The following is an 18,699-nucleotide window of genomic DNA, read 5'->3' on the forward strand; positions in this document are numbered from 1 at the left end:
TCACATCTTTTCTGGCTTGTCAAGAACTTTTTTCATTTTCTTGAAAATTTCTTTTTTCAAGATTTTCAGAAGTTCCTGAGAGCACCGCTCTCGCCGACAGCTATGTTAGAATACCACAGCATTTTCCATTTGTCAACAACTTTCAATAACTTTTTTTATTTTTTTCTTTTTCAAGACATATCCCCCTGATCACAGGCTAAAATCCTACTGGCAAAGAAGCAGAAAACCATCATCAACTTGATAAAAAAGTCAGGGCCCACATCTTTATGATATGCATCCCTGACTTCCTTTTATAATAGTCCTGATAAAAGTTCAGCAAGCAGATTGTGTTCATATAAATAACTGGTCATAGAGTTTTCTTTTATCATAGTCACACCGCTCTGAGCCCATGAAGTATCCCAGAACAGAGACAATACCAGAAAAACAATCCATACTACAAAGATTCCCTGAGCAGCTCCCAGCACAACCCCTCCTGCTCGGTTCAGCAGATTCAGGACGGGAAGGGAAAAGATTCCGTTCAGGATTCCGCCAACTATATGAAGGACAATGCTTATTATCAGAAAGGTCAGAAGCATCCCGATTATGCTGACGATAATTGTAGCTATACTATGAGAAATATATTCTGAGAAAGTTTCTACCAGGAAATGCTGATATCCCTGCGCGTTATTATTCTCTATAAGAATTTCCTTTACATTTTCCGGAAGAGGAAGTCCCTGAATATACTGATTCTGCTCTCCTGTGTCTGCTTCTTCACTGAGTTTTTCTTCTGTAGTCCTGGAAATACTCTCCTGGCAGTTTTTCTGGATCACATCATAGACCGGCGTCTTCTCCCGAACATACTCTGTGATCTGAGGATTCAGAGCAAAGCTCAGGATCAGTGTCAGGATAACTGAAAGAAATGAAAACCCTGTACGGACCATTCCTCTCTGTACTCCACTGAAAATATAAGCAACAGGAATTGCCAGTATTACAATAGCCAACCAATTCATATATCTTCACCTGTCTTTCGTGTCTGTCTTCTGCTACCATGCCAAACGGATCATATGGACTCCTTCATCAGAGATCAGCAGATAACGGTTCCTGGACATCTGGAACAGATTTTTCACAGTTCCTTCTAAAAAGTCTCCCCGGAACTTCAGTCTTCCGTTGAAGTTATACATTTCTACCTGTGTACCGCTGCTAAGAATAATCTTCTCTCCGCTGATGGAAATGCTTTGATAATCCATATCAAATCCCTGTGAACACTTTTCTCTGCCCGAAGAATCATATAAAGTCATAAAGTATGAGTTTCCCTGCTCTTCTCCATCGGTGACAATTCCAAAATACTCTTCATTATAAAAAAGGCTGATCAGCTGGGTATCTATTTCTATACTTTCTCTTTCCTCTGGGGTATCTCCTCCCTGGAAAACAGAAAATCCGTCATCTCTGAAAGCCACACAGGTACCGTCACTGAAATATACCAAATCTGGAACCAATGTATCTTCATATGTAAATTCTGCAACTACATTATCTACCTGTCCCTGGCCTGCCTGTCCAAAGTTATAAAAAACCACCTGGGTTGAAATTTCTCCAGATTCCACCAAAAGATAGCTGACTCCGATAATCGTACCATCTGGTGAAACCGCCAGATCCAGGGGATATCCATTATTTTCCATTCGTGTCTGGTTTTCTACTATGAGGCTGCCATCAGATGCATAATAGTTTATCCAGGTTCTTTCTCCATCCTCCAGGATAGCGGCTACGGAACCGCTCTCCGTCACCTCTGCCTTCACAATAGGAAAATCCGTTGTTACCGGCCCAACAGGACCATCTGCTTCAATTATATACATGGAGGTGCCCCGTCTGTCATAGATAGCCGCCATATCGCCTCTGATACTGGAGACCGGATCGCTCATATCATACGACTGGTCCCATAGGGTATCTCCTGATTGGGACAAAAGAGAAACACTTTCATTTCCGTATTTCAGCAGGTTGTCACCAAATTCTATATACTCCGAAGACTGTGTATCCTCATTTTCCATTGTGGAAAGCACATCATAATTCTCATCTACATGATTAAAAACGATAAAAATCCCTGCTATAACAGCAATGAGCACCGCTGTCAGAATTACCACCGATTTTTTCGGACGTCTTGTCTTCAGAAAATACCAAAAATCCCAAAGCTTATTTTCTTCCGAATCTTCCCTTCTAAAATTCAAAATATTTTTAATATTCATACATTTCTTCCCTAGTGTATCATCTATACTTTTCCATACTCTTACTAGATTTCCATGGTGTCGATTCAGAGTTAGTATAACACAAAAGTTTACGGGAGTAAAATTTTTTGTCCCGGATAGATAAGGTCATTTACTGACAGATTATTTAATTCGCAGATTTCCCTGACCTTTTCTGTGCTTCCATAAGTTTTTATGCTGATTTTTGTTATGGTATCTCCCTGCTGAATAGTATAGGAAGGATGAATCTCAACAGATGCCTGAGAAGAGCTCTCCTCCCCAGTCTCTGTCTCCTGCATCTGGTCACTTTCCTCCTGTGTCTGGTCAGTCTCCTCTTCTTGGGATATGGTATCATCTTCTGCAGTATTCTGTTCCGATTCTCCACTGGCGCTGTTTTCTTTATCAATTTCTTCATTTTCCCTGGTGACATTTCCGTTTACCGGTGTTGTCTCTTCCTGGACAGTCCCCTGATTTTCCTGGTCAATATCCGCAAGAACCTCTCTGGTGCTTTGAAGTTTCTGGTAGTCGTTCAAATACAGCACTCCCACTGCCAGCACAGCTACTGCTGCGCAGATTCCCGCAGCTTTCATTACTGGGAATCCTGTCTTGGACTTTTCCTGCTGAGTATTTTTTTCTACTTTCTTTCGAAAGCTGTGTACTGCAGAGTCATCTACCTCCTCGCTTTTTTTCTCCATCTTCTGATTCTGAGCAATAAGAAAGTTATGCATGGGCTCATTTTTTTCATAGTAAACATAAAATCCGCTCTGCCTGGACATCCGTCCTTCTTCATAACGGTAAAATGCCTCCTCTTTTTCCAGAGGCTCCATGACAAACAGAATCTTATCACTGCCTCCAAAATGGTCCAGGTGGGTCTGACAGATAACCTGATGAAGCTCCATAGAGCATCCTGGAATCGACAGGAACCAGCCTACCACTTCCTGGTCCGGAAAATACTCTTTGTTCTTTTCGTATACATGATTCCAGATTTCCTGTGTAAACTCCAGATGTTCTTCACTGACTTCCATATCAGGAAGGGCCACTGCACTTTTAACAAACAGGTAGGAAACTCCCTCTTTCCAGTTGGCCTGTCCCAGCAATATGGCTCCTATTCCTCTGGATAAATTCTCAGATGAGATTCTACAAAGATAAGTATACGCATAATCTTCTATATAGATTTTCTGTGTTCCTCCCACTTCTCCTATCTGGCGTATGTTATTGGGAATACGGAAAAAGCTTTCGTTCCCCTCAGACTTTTGTTTTTCCTTTTCATAGACAATTTCTATCATGTAATATTCACCCCTTTTTGATGAAAAGGATAGCACATTCTTTCTGCGAAATTTATCAGATTCAGCAGGGAAACTAATTTTTTTAACGACAAAATTTACAGGGATAAGGAAATGAAAAACGGACAGAATAAAAGCATGAAATTGGTTTCAGAAAGGTTAGATTCCTATGTCCATAAAAAAAGATTCTATGTATTACATTGAAAATAATGGGGCCGGCATCAAACTTGGCGCTATTCTCTTTGATTTTCTTTCTTCTTATGAGGAGAACTTCCGGGAACTGGTTTTTGTCTGTATCGGCAGCGACAGGATCACTGGTGACAGCTTAGGTCCTCTGGTGGGTCACAGTCTGTCCCGGCAGGGACTGTCCTCTGCATATGTGTATGGGACTTTATCCAATCCAGTCCATGCCCTGAATCTCAGGGAGACCATTGAAGAAATTAATCTGCGCCACCCGGACAGCCTGGTGATCGCTGTTGACGCCTCTTTGGGAACCAGAAAACACACAGGATGCCTCACTATTTCCAGAGGTGCCCTGGAGCCGGGGCTGGGCGTCAAGAAAAAGCTGCCTCCCGTAGGAGATATCTCCATAACCGGCATAGTAAATTCCGCCGGAAATTTTGACCATTTTAATCTTCAGACCACAAAGCTGTCTACAGTAGTCCGCATGGCAGACGCCATTGTCTTTGGAATCCTCCTGGCCTACCGCCGTTACTTCTATGGAACTGCCAGGATCAGCGTCCAGACATAAAAAAGCCGCTCCACTAAACAGGACGGGAATTTTTCCTTCTCTGTTTAATGAAGCGGCTCCTTTTCTGCTATTTTTTCTATTTTCTTTTATACAAAAGCTTTAACCTTTTCATAGATGCCTTCTGCATCGATTCCGTATTTTGCCAGAAGCTGTACAGCCGGGCCGGATTCGCCGAACACATCGTTGATACCAATGCGCAGCATCTTTGTAGGTGCTTTCTCAGCGAGAACTTCTGCAACTGCACCGCCCAGGCCGCCGATAACAGAATGTTCCTCTACTGTAACAACTTTGCCTGTCTCCTGTGCAGCTTTCACCACCAGTTCCTCATCAAGAGGTTTGATGGTATGGATATTGATAACCTTTGCATCTACGCCATCAGCAGCCAGTTTTTCTGCTGCAACCAGTGCCTCATTTACACATAATCCTGTAGCGAAGATTGTAACGTCTTTGCCTTCTCTCAGGACAATTCCTTTTCCAATCTCAAACTTGTAATCCGGTTTGTCGTTGATCACCGGTACTGCAAGTCTTCCGAAGCGAAGATATACTGGTCCCTGATGGTTATATGCAGCTTCCACTGCAGCCTTTGCTTCTACATCATCAGACGGATTCAGGATTACCATTCCTGGGATTGTGCGCATTAAAGCAATGTCTTCATTACACTGATGAGTAGCTCCGTCCTCACCTACAGAAATTCCTGCGTGAGTAGCTCCGATCTTCACATTTAAATGAGGATAGCCGATAGAGTTACGAACCTGCTCATAAGCACGTCCTGCTGCAAACATAGCAAAGGTACTTGCAAAAGGAACTTTTCCTGTTGTAGAAAGTCCTGCTGCAATTCCCATCATATTAGATTCTGCGATACCACAGTCAATATGGCGTTCTGGAAAAGCTTTCTTAAAGGTACCAGTTTTTGTAGCACCTGCCAGGTCTGCATCCAGAACTACCAGATTCTCATATTTCTTGCCCAGCTCTACCAGGGCGTTTCCATAGCTCTCTCTTGTAGCGATTTTCTTTACTTCTGACATAATGCTTCACCTGCCTTTTCCAAATCTGCCATTGCTGTTTCATACTGCTCGTCGTTAGGAGCTTTTCCATGCCAATCTACTTCGTTTTCCATGAAGGATACGCCTTTTCCTTTTACAGTCTTCATGACAATGGCTGTAGGCATTCCCTTTACGGTCTTAGCTTCATCAAAAGCTGCTTTCAGCTGGTCAAAATCATTGCCATCGGCAACATTGATCACATGGAAGTTAAATGCTTCGAATTTTTTATCAATAGGATATGGGGAGCATACGTCCTCAATTTTACCATCAATCTGCAGCCCGTTATTATCTACGATCACAACCAGGTTGTCCAGTTTTCTGTGGCCTGCAAACATAGCAGCCTCCCAAACCTGGCCTTCTTCGATTTCTCCATCTCCCAGGAGAGTATACACTCTGTAAGAATCACCGTCCAGCTTAGCGCCTAAAGCCATCCCTACTGCCGCAGAGATTCCCTGTCCTAAAGAACCGCTGGACATATCCACTCCGGGAATGTGTTTCATATCCGGATGTCCCTGAAGATAGGAACCCAGATGACGGAGAGTCTTCAAATCCTCTACAGGAAAATAGCCTCTGTATGCAAGAGTAGAATATAAACCAGGAGCTGTATGGCCTTTGGAAAGAACGAACCGGTCTCTATCTGCTTTTTTCGGATCCTTGGGATCAATATTCATCTCTTCAAAATATAAGTAAGTAAATAAGTCTGCTGCGGATAAAGACCCGCCGGGATGTCCCGCTTTTGCAGAATGTACAGCTGTAACGATGCCCTTGCGGATTTCGTTAGCTGTCTTCTGAAGTTCTAACTTGTTCATTTATTTTCCTCCTGAAATTTGATTATTCCCCAAATACTGCGATATAATCCTTTTTAAATTTCTCAATACCTGCGTCTGTCAATGGGTGATGTGTCATCTGCTCCAGTACTTTGTAAGGAACTGTGGCAATATCCGCTCCTGCAAGAGCACACTGTGTTACGTGAACCGGATGGCGAACGCTGGCAGCAATGATTTCTGTAGAAATATCTGCTACTGCGAAGATGTCTGCGATAGTCTCAATAAGTTCTACACCGTCTGTAGAAATATCATCCAGTCTTCCTAAAAACGGAGATACATAGGTTGCTCCTGCTCTGGCAGCCAGCAGCGCCTGATTTGCTGTAAAAATCAATGTTACGTTTGTCTTGATTCCTTCTGAAGCCAGTACCTTCACAGCCTTTAATCCCTCTGTAGTCATTGGGATTTTTACTACCATATTCGGATGGATAGCTGCAATCTCACGGCCCTCTTTGATCATGCCTTCTGCGTCTGTGGTAGTAGCCTTTACCTCGCCGCTGATAGGTCCGTCTACAATAGATGTGATCTCTTTAATAACTTCATTGAAGTCACGGCCTTCTTTTGCAATCAGTGATGGATTTGTTGTAACACCGCAGATAATTCCCATATCATTTGCTTTTCTGATGTCCTCAACCTTGGCTGTGTCAATAAAAAACTTCATAATTCTTTACCTCCGTTTACGCTCTTGGCGATTTATTTGTTCTTGAATATAGTTTACGCCTTAAACTAATTCTCTGCAAGAGGTGTTTCTGTTATTAATATGTAAAATTATTAATATAGTTCTGTTTTATTAATACATTTCTCAGTTTCAAAGGAGGGCCTCCTATTGTTTCCAAGGTTTTTCTACCCATCTGCATATATTTATTATTAATATTTTTTTCTATTTCATTTAATTTATTTATTTTTCTGCCTGGCATATCCGGTTGTTTTCCGGACGATCAACTTAGGCTGATACTCAATATGATAGATGCTGGTAGGCTGGTTTTCTGAATATGCATTCCGGGCAGACTCTATTTTCCGCATGATGATGTCGCAGGCATCTCTTCCCTTCAGAGGCACAAAATGCTCGATGGTTGTCAGAGACATGTGAGACATTCTGGAAAAAATAATATTGTCACAGCCGATGACAGATACATCTCCCGGCACTTTCAGCTTTTCTTCCTGAAGAGCGTCAATGATCCCAAAAGCAATCATGTCATTAAGACCTGCAATAGCCGTTATATCTCTGCGCTCAGAAAGCAGTTCCCTGGTGAGGTTATAGCCGATACGGTACTCTGAATCTATGCTGGGCAGGACTTCATCCCAGATATCATCTGCCGCCTTAATGATCACAGAATCCGTAAGTCCTTCCTTCTCATACTCTTTCACAAAGCCTTCTACTCGTCTGGAGCGCTGCTGCTGTCTCTTGGTAAGGGGCGGCGCAATAAAGGCTACCTTTCTGTGTCCCAGATTGAGCAGATGTCTTGCCATGAGACTTCCTACCTTGGTATTGTCCTGGTTTATGGCGTCTACCTTTACTCTCTCCCGGTTGCTGATGATCACAAGGGGAATCTTTTCTGCAAGTTCCTCTACCTGGTCCATAAAGGCATAGCTGGGATTACAGGTATAGATGATTCCTGCCGGAGCCACGCCGGGCATCATCCGCAGGTACTGTTCCTCTATTTTCAGTTCCCTCTGGGTGTTGCAGGTAAAGACCCCATATCCCTTCTCCTTTGCCACTGTCTCAATTCCCTGGAGCAGCATTACATAGTAAGGATTTGTCAAAGTAGGGCAGAAGACAACGATCAGCCGGCTGTTTTTGCTGTTTTTTGTTCCCCGCCTTTTAGGCAGTACATAGCCCAGCTCTCTGGCCGCCTGTTCTACCTTTTCCACAGTTTCCCGTGAAAAGGATACATTATACTTTTTGTTCAGCACCATAGACACTGTAGCCTGGGATACTCCCGCCGCTTTGGCAATGTCTGTGGAAGTTACCTTTTTTCTCATTTTGGCCTTCTCACCCTTTCTACAGTTCCACTCTTCCCTCCAGGGCTCTGAGAAGTGTTACCTCATCAATATATTCCAAATCTCCTCCTACCGGCACCCCGCTGGCAATCCTGGTCACCTTAATACCTGCAGGCTTCAGAAGCTTACTGATATACATAGCTGTAGTCTCTCCCTCCAGGCTGGAATTGGTAGCAATGATCACCTCTTCCACATCCTGCTGGGAAATCCGCTCCATCAGTTCCTTTAGTTTAATGTCATCTGGACCAATGCCAAGCATGGGGGATATAGCCCCGTGGAGCACATGGTACACCCCATCAAACTTTCCTGTTTTTTCATAGGCCGCCAGGTCCCTGGTATTCTCCACCACCATGATCACCTTTTTATCTCTCTTGGGATTGCTGCAGATGGGGCAGATTTCCTGGTCTGTAAGGGTATAGCAGCACTTACAGTACTGTACATTTTCCTTTGCATCTATAATGGACCTGGCCAGGCTTTCCACCTGGTCTTTTGGCATATTTAAAACGTGGAAGGCCAGGCGCTGTGCAGATTTTGCACCAATGCCCGGCAATCTGGAAAATTCTTCTATTAACTTATTAATATGACTGCTGTAATACTCCAACTTATTCTCTCCTTTACTTTCGTACAAATCCGGGAATTCCGGCAGTGTTGTACAAATTTAGAAAGGAAATCCGCCGCCCAGGCCTCCTGTCAGCTTAGACATAACTGCCGCAGACTCTTCCTCTACTTTACGGAGAGCTTCATTAGTTGCCGCCATGATCAGGTCTTCCAGCATCTCGATATCGTCTGGATCTACCACTTCTTCTGCCAGCTTCACCTTTGTCACTTCTTTTTTACCGGAAATCGTAACTTCTACGGCTCCGCCGCCTGCTGCAGCAGTAAATTCCTTTTCCTCAAGGGCCTTCTGATTTTCTTCCATCTGCCGCTGCATCTTCTGGGCCTGCTTCATTAAATTATTCATGTTTCCCGGCATCATGCCTCCAGGAAATCCTCCTCTTTTTGCCATTCTGTTATTTCCTCCTAATCTTCATCATCTTCTATATTTTCCACAGTGACATCCATATGGATATTCTGCCGGAGCATCTCATCTACAGAGATATCTGCCAGATTTCCTCCTCCGGCTCCCGGCTCGTCTTTTTTCAGGACCATCTTCACTTCCAGATCTTTCCCGATCTTTTTCTGTATGGCCTGTTTCAGTACCTGCAGATTTTCCGGATTGTCAATACATGTCTGAGCCAGAAAATTCCGGAATTCCACATACAAAACCGGCGCCCCGGTATTTCCGTCATATTTGGGAGTGGATTCCAGGAGCATCTGCTGAAAAAGCCCTTTCGTCTCTCTGATAATAGAGTTCCAGTTTTTCTTTACATACTGCAGATCCTCCGGCGCTGCCTTAGCCGGCTTCTTTTCCGGGGGAATCTCTTCTCCTTTGAGCTCCTGACTAAGGTTTCCTGCCTCCTCATATCTTCTGTCTCTGCCTTCCCCTCCCCGGTTCTGCACTGAGGCAAAAAGTCCGGGGTCGCTGAGTTTTTCTTCCAGTACCCGGACCCTGTCGAAGAGAGAGTCCAGATTAGTCTCCATCACCGGCTGGCACAGCTTTATCAGAGCAATCTCCACCAGTACCCTTTTCTGGGAAGCATAGCGAAGTTCATTAGACAACTGGGAAAATACCCGGATATACCGCATAAGGGTCTCCGTATCCACCATCTGGACTTCTTCTTTCATCCGTTCCAGATTTTCCCTGGATACATCTACTGCCTCTTCAGGATTATCTGAGGCAGAAATAAGAAGCAGATTCCTGAGATACCAGATAAAATCCGTAACAAACTGTCCCAGCTCCCGTCCTTTTATGATCAGGTCCTCCAGTATTCCTATAGCCTGAGAAGTATGCTGGGCCAGAATTTCCCTCAGCAGTCTGCTGAACACCTCTGTATCCACAGCTCCCAGATTCTCCAGGACCTTTTCATAAGTCAGCTTCTCCCCCAGGTAAAAAGCGATGCACTGGTCCAAAAGAGACAGGGCATCACGCATGGAGCCGTCAGCTGCCTTGGCGATATAGCGGATTGCCTTTTCCTCTACATCGTTTCCTTCCTTCTCCATCAGCTCCATAAGCCGGTCTGCTATGGTTTCTACAGTAATACGCTTAAAGTCATATCTCTGACACCTGGAAAGAATGGTGATGGGAATCTTGTGGGCCTCTGTAGTAGCCAAAATGAAGATTACATAAGAAGGAGGTTCCTCCAGTGTTTTCAGCAGGGCATTAAAAGCTCCTGTTGATAACATATGAACCTCGTCTATGATGTATACTTTATAGCGTCCCTGGGCAGGGCGGTAAGCCACTTCTTCCCGGATTTCTCTGATATTATCCACACCGTTGTTAGAAGCAGCGTCGATTTCTATCACATTCATAGAAGTGCCTGCATTGATTGCCCGGCAGGCAGGGCATTCATTGCAGGGACTTCCGTCTACGGGATGTTCACAGTTCACCGCTCTGGCCAGTATCTTTGCGATAGTGGTCTTTCCGGTTCCCCGTGTCCCGCAGAAAAGATAAGCATGACCGATTCTGTCAGCTTTGATCTGGTTCTTCAATGTTGTCACAATGTGTTCCTGTCCCTTAACATCTTCAAAGTTCTGAGGACGGAACTTTCGGTAAAGAGCAGTATAGCTCATGTAAATTCTCCTTTTTGCTGCCTGTGATTATGTAAAAGCTTAGTCACCAAAGCTGATGCCGATACGCTTTGCATCCTGTACAAGCTGCTCATCTGGAGAAACCATCTTTAACTTTCCGGCGCATTCTTCCAGAGGCACTTTCTTTACCTTGCCGTTGACAATTCCCACCATATATCCATACTGGTCATTAAGGATCAGCTTGGCTGCCTCAGAGCCCAGTCTGGTAGAAAGAACTCTGTCGTATGGGCAGGGGCTTCCGCCTCTCTGAGTATGTCCTGGAATGGTAATACGGATATCCAGATTTAATTTCTTCTGAAGCTCATCTTCCAGTTTATAGGCTACAGAGGGATATTTCTTTTTGTCTTCTTCCTGTTTTTTCTTCAGCTCTTTTTTGGAAAGCTTTGCATCTTCTTTGGAAACTGCTCCCTCTGCCACCGCCAGGATGGTAAAGCCTTTTCCGGCTTTATTTCTCTTATTGATGGCCTCTACAACTTTGTCGATGTCATAAGGGATTTCCGGAATCAGGATAATATCGGCTCCTCCTGCGATACCTGCGTGAAGAGTTACCCATCCCACTTTATGTCCCATGATCTCCACAATGAACACACGGCTGTGGGATGCCGCCGTTGTGTGAATACAGTCGATAACATCTGTAGCAATGTTTACAGCACTCTGGAACCCGAAAGTCATATCTGTGCCCCAGATATCGTTGTCAATGGTCTTTGGCAGATGGATAATATTCAATCCTTCTTCTCTCAGCAGATTGGCTGTTTTCTGCGTTCCGTTTCCTCCCAGGATGACCAGACAGTCCAGACGCAGCTTATGATAAGTCTGTTTCATAGCCTCTACTTTGTCAAGGCCTCTCTCATCAGGAACCCGCATAAGCTTAAAAGGCTGGCGGGAAGTTCCCAGAATAGTGCCGCCCCTGGTGAGTATCCCTGAAAAGTCCTTAGATGACAGCATTCTGTAGTTGCCATAGATCAGGCCCTTATAGCCATCGTCAAAACCATAAACTTCCAGTTCTTCCAGATTGGTGCTGAGACCCTTTACAACGCCTCGCATGGTGGCATTTAATGCCTGGCAGTCACCGCCGCTTGTAAGCAAACCGATTCTTTTCATTTTTTCCACATCCCATCTTTATTAGTATCTGCACAGCGGATAAAACTATACTTTATCCCCTCAGCTAAACCTATTATATTATATTTTCCCAGGGGGCTCAACAAAAAAATTTTGCTGAATGTTATGTTGACAAGCCATTTAAAAACCGCTATACTGTAAACACCGTGCAGCCGGGGAGATAGCGGTGCCCTGTACCTGCAATCCGCTACAGCAGGGGTGATGCCAAACCGAGGGGTTTCTTTCTGTGGAGCTGCCCTCTATAAGTGGCGTTGACGTTTGGGTCTTACGCAACAGGAATCTGTGAACCGTGTCAGGGCAGGAATGCAGCAGCACTAAGCAGAACCTTCTGTGTGCCGTGAGGGTGCCTGGGCCGAGTTAACTGTAGAGGTAACGTCCATGGGAGAGTCTCGAAGGGCGGTGCACGGTAAAAAAAGACGAATAACCTGTTTTTTACTGCATAGTATAGTAAAAAACAGGTTTTTTATTTATGGAAAAATGGATACTGGAGATTATGAACAATTATGGATACCTGGGCATGGCCCTTTTAATTCTGGCAGAAAATCTTTTTCCTCCTATCCCTTCAGAAGTCATTCTTACTTTCGGAGGATTTATGACTACATATACCAAAATGGCCATACCTGGAGCCGTTCTCTCTGCCACTGCCGGAAGTGTAGGCGGGGCAATTATCCTCTACCAGGCAGGCCGTCTTTTATCTCCCGAAAGGCTGGATGCCTTTCTTTCCGGCCAGGCCGGAAGAATACTGCATCTAAAAAAATCTGACCTTCAAAAAGCCGCAGACTGGTTTGACAGCAAAGGGAATTATACCGTATTCCTCTGCCGCTTTATCCCTATTGTCCGCAGTCTGATCTCTGTTCCGGCTGGAATGGCGGGCATGGCTTTTGGAAGGTTTCTCTGGATGACTTTACTGGGCAGCTTTCTCTGGAATGTAGTTCTGATCTGTGCAGGAGCCGCCGCCGGCTCTTCCTGGCAGAAAGCAGTAGAATATTTCGGCAGTTATACCCAGGCCGCCAAAATTGTCCTGGGCGTATCCTGTCTCATCCTGCTTCTTCTCCTCATCAGAAAATACATATCCTCCCACTCATCCAAGTCATAAAAGCTCTTTAAGTTTCCTAATATACTCCGGAGTGGTTCCGCAGCATCCTCCTACAATATCTGCCCCTGCTTCCACCAGTTTTTTCATGTGAAGGGAAAAATCCCCTGCATTCATAGAATATACCGGGCAGCCCTGGGCGTCGATTATCGGCATTCCTGCGTTTGGTTTTATGATCAAAGGAATATCTATGGCCTTTCTCAGGTTCTCTGCCACTGCCAGAAGCTGATCCGGCCCTGTGGAACAGTTGATTCCCACAGCATCTGCACCCATATCTGCCAGCGCTCTGGCTGCATCATATATATTTCCCCCAAAAAACAGACTGCCGTCTGACTCTACTGTAAGGGTGCACATTACCGGCAGGTCGCACAGGGATGCTGCCGCGTCCAGCACAGCCATGGGTTCTGTCTCTCCCAGCATGGTCTCTGCTACCAGCAGGTCTGCGCCTGCTGCCAGCTGGGCTTCTATCTGCTCTTTATAAGCCTCCAGCAATTCTTCATAGGAAACTTCCTGCTGCCCTGTTGTGGTAAGGTCTCCTGCTACCAGACAATCTGTCCCCACTGCTTTCCTGGAAATTTCTATCAGTCTGGTATTCAGCTCTTTCACTTTATCCTGGAGTCCATGATTTGTCAGGCTGATCCTGTTGGCAGAAAATGTAGGCGCATAGACAATCTGGGAGCCAGCCTCTTTATAAGCCCTCTGCAGCTCTGAAAGAGGCTCTGGATTCTCGCATATCCACTGTTCTGTACACACACCTCTGGGCATACCGGCTCTCATCAGATTGGAGCCTGTAGCTCCGTCCAGCAACACAGTTCCCTTATTTACCAGTTCCTGAAATTCCTGTTTTGTCATTTCTATTCCTCTCTTTCCTTCTGCTTTTTTCTCTTCTCTCTCAGTTCCCGGAAAAAGCCGGAAAGCATTCCACCGCACTCTTCCTCAAGAACCCCTCTGGTCACCTGGACTTTATGATTAAACCCTTCCATTTCAAGCAGGTTCAGCACAGAGCCTGCGCAGCCTGCTTTTGGATTCATAGCAGCAATGACTACCCGGTCTATCCTTGCCTGGACAATGGCACCTGCGCACATCTGACAAGGCTCCAGAGTTACATACAAAGTACAGCCTTCCAGCCTCCAGTCCCCCAGCTTTCTGCTGGCCTTTCGGATAGCATTTAGTTCTGCATGAGAAAGAGTATTTTTGTCCGTGTTTCTGCGGTTATATCCTCTGGCAATGATCTTATCTTCATAGACAATCACGCAGCCTATAGGAACCTCTCCAAGAGCATAGGCCTTCATAGCCTGTTTTTTTGCCTCTTTCATATACTTTTCATCTGCTGTCAGTGCCACTTGTCTCTGCCTCCTGCTCTTATTATTTTATTCCCGCGGACAATGAGCCAGGCGGACATGCAGGCATGTCCATTTGGCGGCTGCCGCGAGGGTCTTTGACTCATTGTAAAGGATTCCCATGGGCAAGTCAACCGCCTCAGCACTGCAAAGCAGTAAAATAACCCAGCGACGAAAACTTCTCCACAAAATTAAAAAGTCCCCGGGGAACGAATCCCTGAGGACAGTTTTCTGTGTTGTGACGTCGTCTATGGATATCACTAACGCCACTTACTAAAGTATATCATATTATGACATATTTGCGCTAATTTTCATTGTGGGTGATACGGACGACAAATTTTGCACCATTTATATAATTGTGACCATCTTACTTAATCACTACCTTCTGCGCGGCGGCTACCTCGACTATAGCTCGCTCTACGCTGCAGGATCAGGCGGTGATTATTGGTCATCTACTCCGTATTCGTCAAGCTACGCTTATTACTTGAGTCTCTATTCGGGCGGCGTCAGCGCCAGCAATGGGTACCGCTACAGCGGTTACTCTGTCCGTCGCATGGCTGCTGGGTAGTTGTTGGTGGCTAGGCAGTAGTGATAAATAGACATACTGTCATGCTGACGCACCTACGGGTGCGTCCTTTTTTATGAAGTTGGAGAAAATATCCAACAGATCCAGACTCAAAATCTTCCATTCTGTCTTATATCTAGTAGGGAGAAAAATATCCCCAACCCATTATTCGAGCATTAAAATAAAATATTTTCAAGTTTATTCCATCCCACTCGCCTGCAAAATGCCAGATTTTTCACCCCTGTTATTTTTTGCGCTTAAGCGTCCGATCGCCCCAAATGTAGCCCAAAAAAGCCCTTGCCATATCTGTAAAATGTGCTTTAATCAGGGCAGGTTAATCACAGAAAGGAATGTGTACATATGGTACAAAATAGCAATATCAGCATAAGCAGCGGAGCTGCCAGGTTTATAAATGCACCCATCGGCAGAAAGAAAAGAGCGGTAAGTAGCAAGAAGCCTATGACCGACCGCCTGACGTATCGGGAAGAGAACAAAGCCAAGAAGCGTCCGCAAACTGCGCCGACCGTAAGTTTTTTGGGAAACGGCTCTCTCCCTGTTTCCAGGGAATCCACCCCTAACCAGTGCGCCGGGACGGCTTTAAGGGGCGGTCTTTTCCGGACGCCCTAATAAAAGAAAGGAGCACCATAAATATGAGGAGAACCATGACAGAACAACAGTTAGAACAGATCGCCGCATTGCGGAAAGAAAATTACCCTTACAGCTTTATCGGCCGGGAGTTAGGACTATCCCCCAATACCGTAAAATCCATCTGCCAGCGCAAAGGGTTTGCGGCCAGTGGGGCGCGGAAGACTAAGGCGGAAAAGCAGAACGCCCCGCTCTGCCGCTATTGCCATAAACCATTGCCGGAAACAAAGCGGCGGGGAGCGCTGTTCTGCTCAGACTATTGCCGCACCAAATGGTACCGGGAAAACCGGAAAGTTACGGAGATCAGGACTTGACTTCTCCAGGCAAGAGAGTGATGAATGGTGGCAGGAGGTAAAGATTATGCGTATTGAAGAAATACCGGCTAGTCCGAAGAAGCCTAAGGTCACCCGCGTGGCAGCCTATGCCCGGGTTTCTTCCGATAAGGATGCCGCTTTCCACTCACTGGAAGCCCAGACGGAATACTACCAGAATTATATTGCGGCACGCCCGGACTGGGAGCTGGTTGCCATCTACTCAGATAACGGGATTTCCGGCACGACCATCCACCGCCCGGAGTTCCAACGCATGCTACAGGACTGCCGGGAGGGTAAGATTGATCTTATCATCACCAAATCGGTGACCCGCTTTGCCCGGAATACCATCATCCTGCTGGAGACAATCCGGGAGCTCAAGAAGATAGGGGTTGAATGCTACTTCGAGAAAGAGGACATGCATAGCATCAGTCCAGATGGAGAACTGCTTTTAACACTTCTTGCAATGTACGCCGAGGAGGAAGCCCGGTCAGCCAGTGAGAACCAGAAGTGGCGGATCCAGAAACTATACGATCAGGGTAAACCTGCCGGAGGCCACACTTTTGGCTATCGTTTGATGGGTGAGAGGTTTGAGGTCGTGCCGGAAGAAGCGGAGATTGTCAAAGAGATTTTTCGGCTCTACCTTTCCGGCATGGGTTACAGCAAAATCGCCAGAACACTAATTGAGCAGCACATCCCAGCCTACTTTGGTGGCACCTGGTCTGTCGCATCTGTCAGAAATATTTTGCTTAACGAAAAATATGCCGGTGACCTGTTGCTGCAAAAGACCTTCAGTGAGGATTTCCGCACCAAAAAGAAACGGATAAACACGGGAGAGCTCCGCAAAGTCTATGTCAAAAACAGCCATGAAGCAATTATCGACAGGCAGACGTTCGAGGCTGTCCAGCAAGAAATTGCCCGCCGTAGCGCCCGTCAAAGAGAGATTATGGCGCACAGAAATCCCAACCACGACAATAGTCAAAAGCTATTCTCTGGCCTGATTGTGTGCGGCTGCTGCGGCGCTGCTTACGTCAGAAAATACACCAACATCAAGAATAGTGACCGGCCAATCTGGATCTGCGGCCAATATACCAAATACGGAAAATCCGTCTGCCACTCGCAACAAATACCAGAAACCATACTGATCGAGAAAGTCAAAGAAGTCTTAGGACTACCAGAGATAAACCAAACCATCGTGCAGGAGCATATTTCCCACATCATGGTTCCAGAACACAATCACCTGATCTTCGAGCTAAAAAACGGCTCCTCGGTAGATGTATTCTGGAAACATCAGTCCCGCAGGCTGAGCTGGACGGATGAGATGCGCGAGGCAGCACGGCAAAAAGCATTAATGCGATACAGGAAGGAGGAAAAACTATAAATATGCCAGAAATAGAGATTATAGCGGCAACTAAAACACTGCAGCAACAGCCGCTATCCGTTGCGACTCGCAAGAAGCGGGTCGCCGCCTATGCCCGGGTTTCTACGGAACAGGACGAGCAGCAATCCAGTTATGAGGCGCAGGTGGATTTCTACACCCGCCATATCAAAAGCAATCCTGACTGGGAGTTTGTAGAAGTGTTTGCGGAGCGCGGTATTACCGGCACCAATACCAAGAACCGGGAAAACTTCAACCGGATGATCGATCTGGCTTTGAATGGCGGCATCGACATTATCCTGACCAAGTCCATCTCCCGTTTCGCCCGGAATACAGTAGATACACTTCAAACCGTACGGGAACTTAAGGCGGTTGGTGTCGAGGTGCGGTTCGAGAAAGAGAACTTACATACTTTTGACCCGAAGTGTGAGATGATGCTCACGATCATGAGTTCTCTGGCACAGGAAGAAAGCCGCTCCATCAGTGAGAACGTCCGCTGGGGCAAACAGAAAAGTATGCGGGACGGGAAAGTGTCCCTGGCCTACTCGCGTTTCCTCGGTTATAAAAAGGGCGCGGATGGCAGACCGGAGATTGTGGAAGAAGAAGCTGCTATTATCCGCAAAATCTATGACTTATTTCTATCCGGCAAGACCATCAATGAGATTGCCGCCATCCTGACGAATATGGGCGTCCTGACGCCAGCAGGCAGAGCCAAATGGAGCGTCAGCACTGTCCGCAGCATTCTCAGTAACGAGAAATACAAAGGTGAGGCACTTCTCCAGAAAACCTTTACCGTAGACTATCTGACTAAAGAAGTCCGGAGAAACAACGGCGAGGTGCCATCCGTCCGTGTGCGCAACTCCCATGAACCAATCATAGAGCCGGAAGTGTTTGACCGGGTGCAGTCGATGCTGGCGACATCCGCCAAGCGCCGGGCGAAAGTACGCACGAAGCTCCCATTCGCCGGAAAACTTATCTGCGGTGATTGCGGTAGTTTTTATGGCCACAAAGTCTGGCGGCTACGCAGTACAGGCGAGCATTACAATGTTTGGTACTGTAACCACAAGTACGACGGCGACAAGACCTGCGATTCTCCCAGACTCCGGGATGAGGAAGTCAAAGCGGCCTTTGAGAAAATGCTGCAAAAATGTGGCGATCCCAATCCCGTCTATACCGATGAGAGGTGGAATAAGCTGGTGGAGTCCGTCAAGGTCTGCCGGGGCGGCCACCTGATCTTCACCTTAACGGAGGGCAGGGTTGTGAAGGTTACGCTCTAGAGGCATTAATTACATCACGGCTTACAATGCTTATACGCCGTAAAATAACATCAAAAACAATAGATAGCCACCGCTACCATTCTGTAATCACAATAATTAATGCTTGACAGGCTCCTGAGATTTCACTATAATGATAATCGTAAAATTTGAGTGGACTTTTCCGGATTC

20 protein-coding genes and 1 other RNA gene are annotated in these 18,699 nt (G+C 45.9%); 7 read left to right on the top strand and 14 right to left on the bottom strand.

Going from position 1 to position 18,699, the window contains the following annotated elements:
- Window positions 1–290 precede the first annotated feature (290 nt).
- The 3 genes from B5G33_RS11945 to B5G33_RS11955 form a co-directional block, all read right to left on the bottom strand.
- Window positions 291–989: a CvpA family protein gene (locus B5G33_RS11945; protein WP_087417813.1), complete on the bottom strand. Its 699-nt coding sequence runs from the start codon at window positions 987–989 to the stop codon at window positions 291–293.
- Window positions 990–1,022: 33 nt separating this feature from the next.
- Window positions 1,023–2,216, bottom strand: a complete 1,194-nt coding sequence (locus B5G33_RS11950) for a DUF5711 family protein (RefSeq protein ID WP_087417814.1) — start codon at window positions 2,214–2,216, stop codon at window positions 1,023–1,025.
- A gap of 89 nt (window positions 2,217–2,305) precedes the next feature.
- Window positions 2,306–3,499 carry a LysM peptidoglycan-binding domain-containing protein gene (locus tag B5G33_RS11955; RefSeq protein WP_087417815.1) on the bottom strand — a complete coding sequence of 398 codons (1,194 nt, stop codon included), beginning with the start codon at window positions 3,497–3,499 and terminating at the stop codon, window positions 2,306–2,308.
- Window positions 3,500–3,686: 187 nt separating this feature from the next.
- Here B5G33_RS11955 and yyaC point away from each other — a divergent pair, with 187 nt between their 5' ends.
- On the top strand, window positions 3,687–4,247 hold the full coding sequence (gene yyaC, locus B5G33_RS11960) for a spore protease YyaC (RefSeq protein ID WP_087272718.1): 561 nt from the start codon (window positions 3,687–3,689) through the stop codon (window positions 4,245–4,247).
- Between the two features lie 86 nt (window positions 4,248–4,333).
- On the opposite strand, the gene B5G33_RS11965 is transcribed toward yyaC, so the two are convergent.
- The 9 genes from B5G33_RS11965 to B5G33_RS12000 form a co-directional block, all read right to left on the bottom strand.
- Window positions 4,334–5,272 carry a transketolase family protein gene (locus B5G33_RS11965; protein ID WP_087272681.1) on the bottom strand — a complete coding sequence of 313 codons (939 nt, stop codon included), beginning with the start codon at window positions 5,270–5,272 and terminating at the stop codon, window positions 4,334–4,336.
- Window positions 5,260–6,099, bottom strand: a complete 840-nt coding sequence (locus B5G33_RS11970) for a transketolase (RefSeq protein WP_087272678.1) — start codon at window positions 6,097–6,099, stop codon at window positions 5,260–5,262. The genes B5G33_RS11965 and B5G33_RS11970 overlap by 13 nt, the downstream gene beginning before the upstream one ends.
- A 22-nt stretch (window positions 6,100–6,121) precedes the next feature.
- Window positions 6,122–6,775, bottom strand: a complete 654-nt coding sequence (gene fsa, locus B5G33_RS11975; RefSeq protein WP_087272675.1) for a fructose-6-phosphate aldolase — start codon at window positions 6,773–6,775, stop codon at window positions 6,122–6,124.
- 94 nt (window positions 6,776–6,869) lie between these two features.
- Window positions 6,870–7,031, bottom strand: a complete 162-nt coding sequence (locus B5G33_RS21685; protein ID WP_140403144.1) for a dihydrofolate reductase — start codon at window positions 7,029–7,031, stop codon at window positions 6,870–6,872.
- The gene (locus tag B5G33_RS11980; RefSeq protein ID WP_087272672.1) at window positions 7,009–8,097 is read right to left on the bottom strand and encodes a LacI family DNA-binding transcriptional regulator; all 1,089 of its coding nucleotides are present in this window, start codon (window positions 8,095–8,097) and stop codon (window positions 7,009–7,011) included. Before B5G33_RS11980 ends, B5G33_RS21685 begins: the two co-directional genes overlap by 23 nt.
- A 19-nt stretch (window positions 8,098–8,116) precedes the next feature.
- Window positions 8,117–8,716: a recombination mediator RecR gene (gene recR, locus B5G33_RS11985; protein WP_087272668.1), complete on the bottom strand. Its 600-nt coding sequence runs from the start codon at window positions 8,714–8,716 to the stop codon at window positions 8,117–8,119.
- A 57-nt stretch (window positions 8,717–8,773) separates the two neighbouring features.
- Window positions 8,774–9,121, bottom strand: coding sequence for a YbaB/EbfC family nucleoid-associated protein (locus tag B5G33_RS11990; RefSeq protein ID WP_087272665.1), 348 nt, complete (start codon window positions 9,119–9,121; stop codon window positions 8,774–8,776).
- A 14-nt stretch (window positions 9,122–9,135) separates the two neighbouring features.
- Window positions 9,136–10,785, bottom strand: coding sequence for a DNA polymerase III subunit gamma/tau (gene dnaX / locus B5G33_RS11995; RefSeq protein WP_087417816.1), 1,650 nt, complete (start codon window positions 10,783–10,785; stop codon window positions 9,136–9,138).
- A gap of 39 nt (window positions 10,786–10,824) precedes the next feature.
- The gene (locus B5G33_RS12000) at window positions 10,825–11,904 is read right to left on the bottom strand and encodes a 6-phosphofructokinase (protein ID WP_087272660.1); all 1,080 of its coding nucleotides are present in this window, start codon (window positions 11,902–11,904) and stop codon (window positions 10,825–10,827) included.
- 162 nt (window positions 11,905–12,066) lie between these two features.
- Between B5G33_RS12000 and ffs the strand changes: the two genes are divergently transcribed.
- Window positions 12,067–12,329: signal recognition particle sRNA large type (gene ffs / locus B5G33_RS12005), an RNA gene on the top strand.
- 62 nt (window positions 12,330–12,391) lie between these two features.
- Complete coding sequence (locus B5G33_RS12010; RefSeq protein ID WP_087417817.1) at window positions 12,392–13,018, top strand: DedA family protein; 627 nt, start codon at window positions 12,392–12,394, stop codon at window positions 13,016–13,018.
- Here B5G33_RS12010 and B5G33_RS12015 read toward each other — a convergent pair.
- Both B5G33_RS12015 and tadA read right to left on the bottom strand, forming a co-directional pair.
- Complete coding sequence (locus B5G33_RS12015) at window positions 13,013–13,867, bottom strand: homocysteine S-methyltransferase family protein (RefSeq protein WP_087272654.1); 855 nt, start codon at window positions 13,865–13,867, stop codon at window positions 13,013–13,015. The genes B5G33_RS12010 and B5G33_RS12015 overlap by 6 nt on opposite strands.
- A 2-nt stretch (window positions 13,868–13,869) precedes the next feature.
- The gene (tadA, locus tag B5G33_RS12020; protein ID WP_087272715.1) at window positions 13,870–14,352 is read right to left on the bottom strand and encodes a tRNA adenosine(34) deaminase TadA; all 483 of its coding nucleotides are present in this window, start codon (window positions 14,350–14,352) and stop codon (window positions 13,870–13,872) included.
- Between the two features lie 928 nt (window positions 14,353–15,280).
- On the opposite strand from tadA, the gene B5G33_RS12025 reads away from it, so the two are divergent.
- From B5G33_RS12025 to B5G33_RS12040, 4 genes are read left to right on the top strand one after another with little or no spacing between them, the layout of a single operon-like run.
- Complete coding sequence (locus tag B5G33_RS12025; RefSeq protein WP_087417818.1) at window positions 15,281–15,547, top strand: hypothetical protein; 267 nt, start codon at window positions 15,281–15,283, stop codon at window positions 15,545–15,547.
- A 23-nt stretch (window positions 15,548–15,570) separates the two neighbouring features.
- Window positions 15,571–15,879: a hypothetical protein gene (locus B5G33_RS12030; protein ID WP_087417819.1), complete on the top strand. Its 309-nt coding sequence runs from the start codon at window positions 15,571–15,573 to the stop codon at window positions 15,877–15,879.
- Window positions 15,880–15,925: 46 nt separating this feature from the next.
- Window positions 15,926–17,257: a recombinase family protein gene (locus B5G33_RS12035; RefSeq protein ID WP_087417820.1), complete on the top strand. Its 1,332-nt coding sequence runs from the start codon at window positions 15,926–15,928 to the stop codon at window positions 17,255–17,257.
- A gap of 2 nt (window positions 17,258–17,259) precedes the next feature.
- Window positions 17,260–18,531 carry a recombinase family protein gene (locus B5G33_RS12040; protein WP_087417821.1) on the top strand — a complete coding sequence of 424 codons (1,272 nt, stop codon included), beginning with the start codon at window positions 17,260–17,262 and terminating at the stop codon, window positions 18,529–18,531.
- Window positions 18,532–18,699 lie beyond the last annotated feature (168 nt).

It is taken from the genome of Blautia sp. An81, from assembly GCF_002161285.1.
Classification (GTDB): domain Bacteria; phylum Bacillota; class Clostridia; order Lachnospirales; family Lachnospiraceae; genus Blautia; species Blautia ornithocaccae.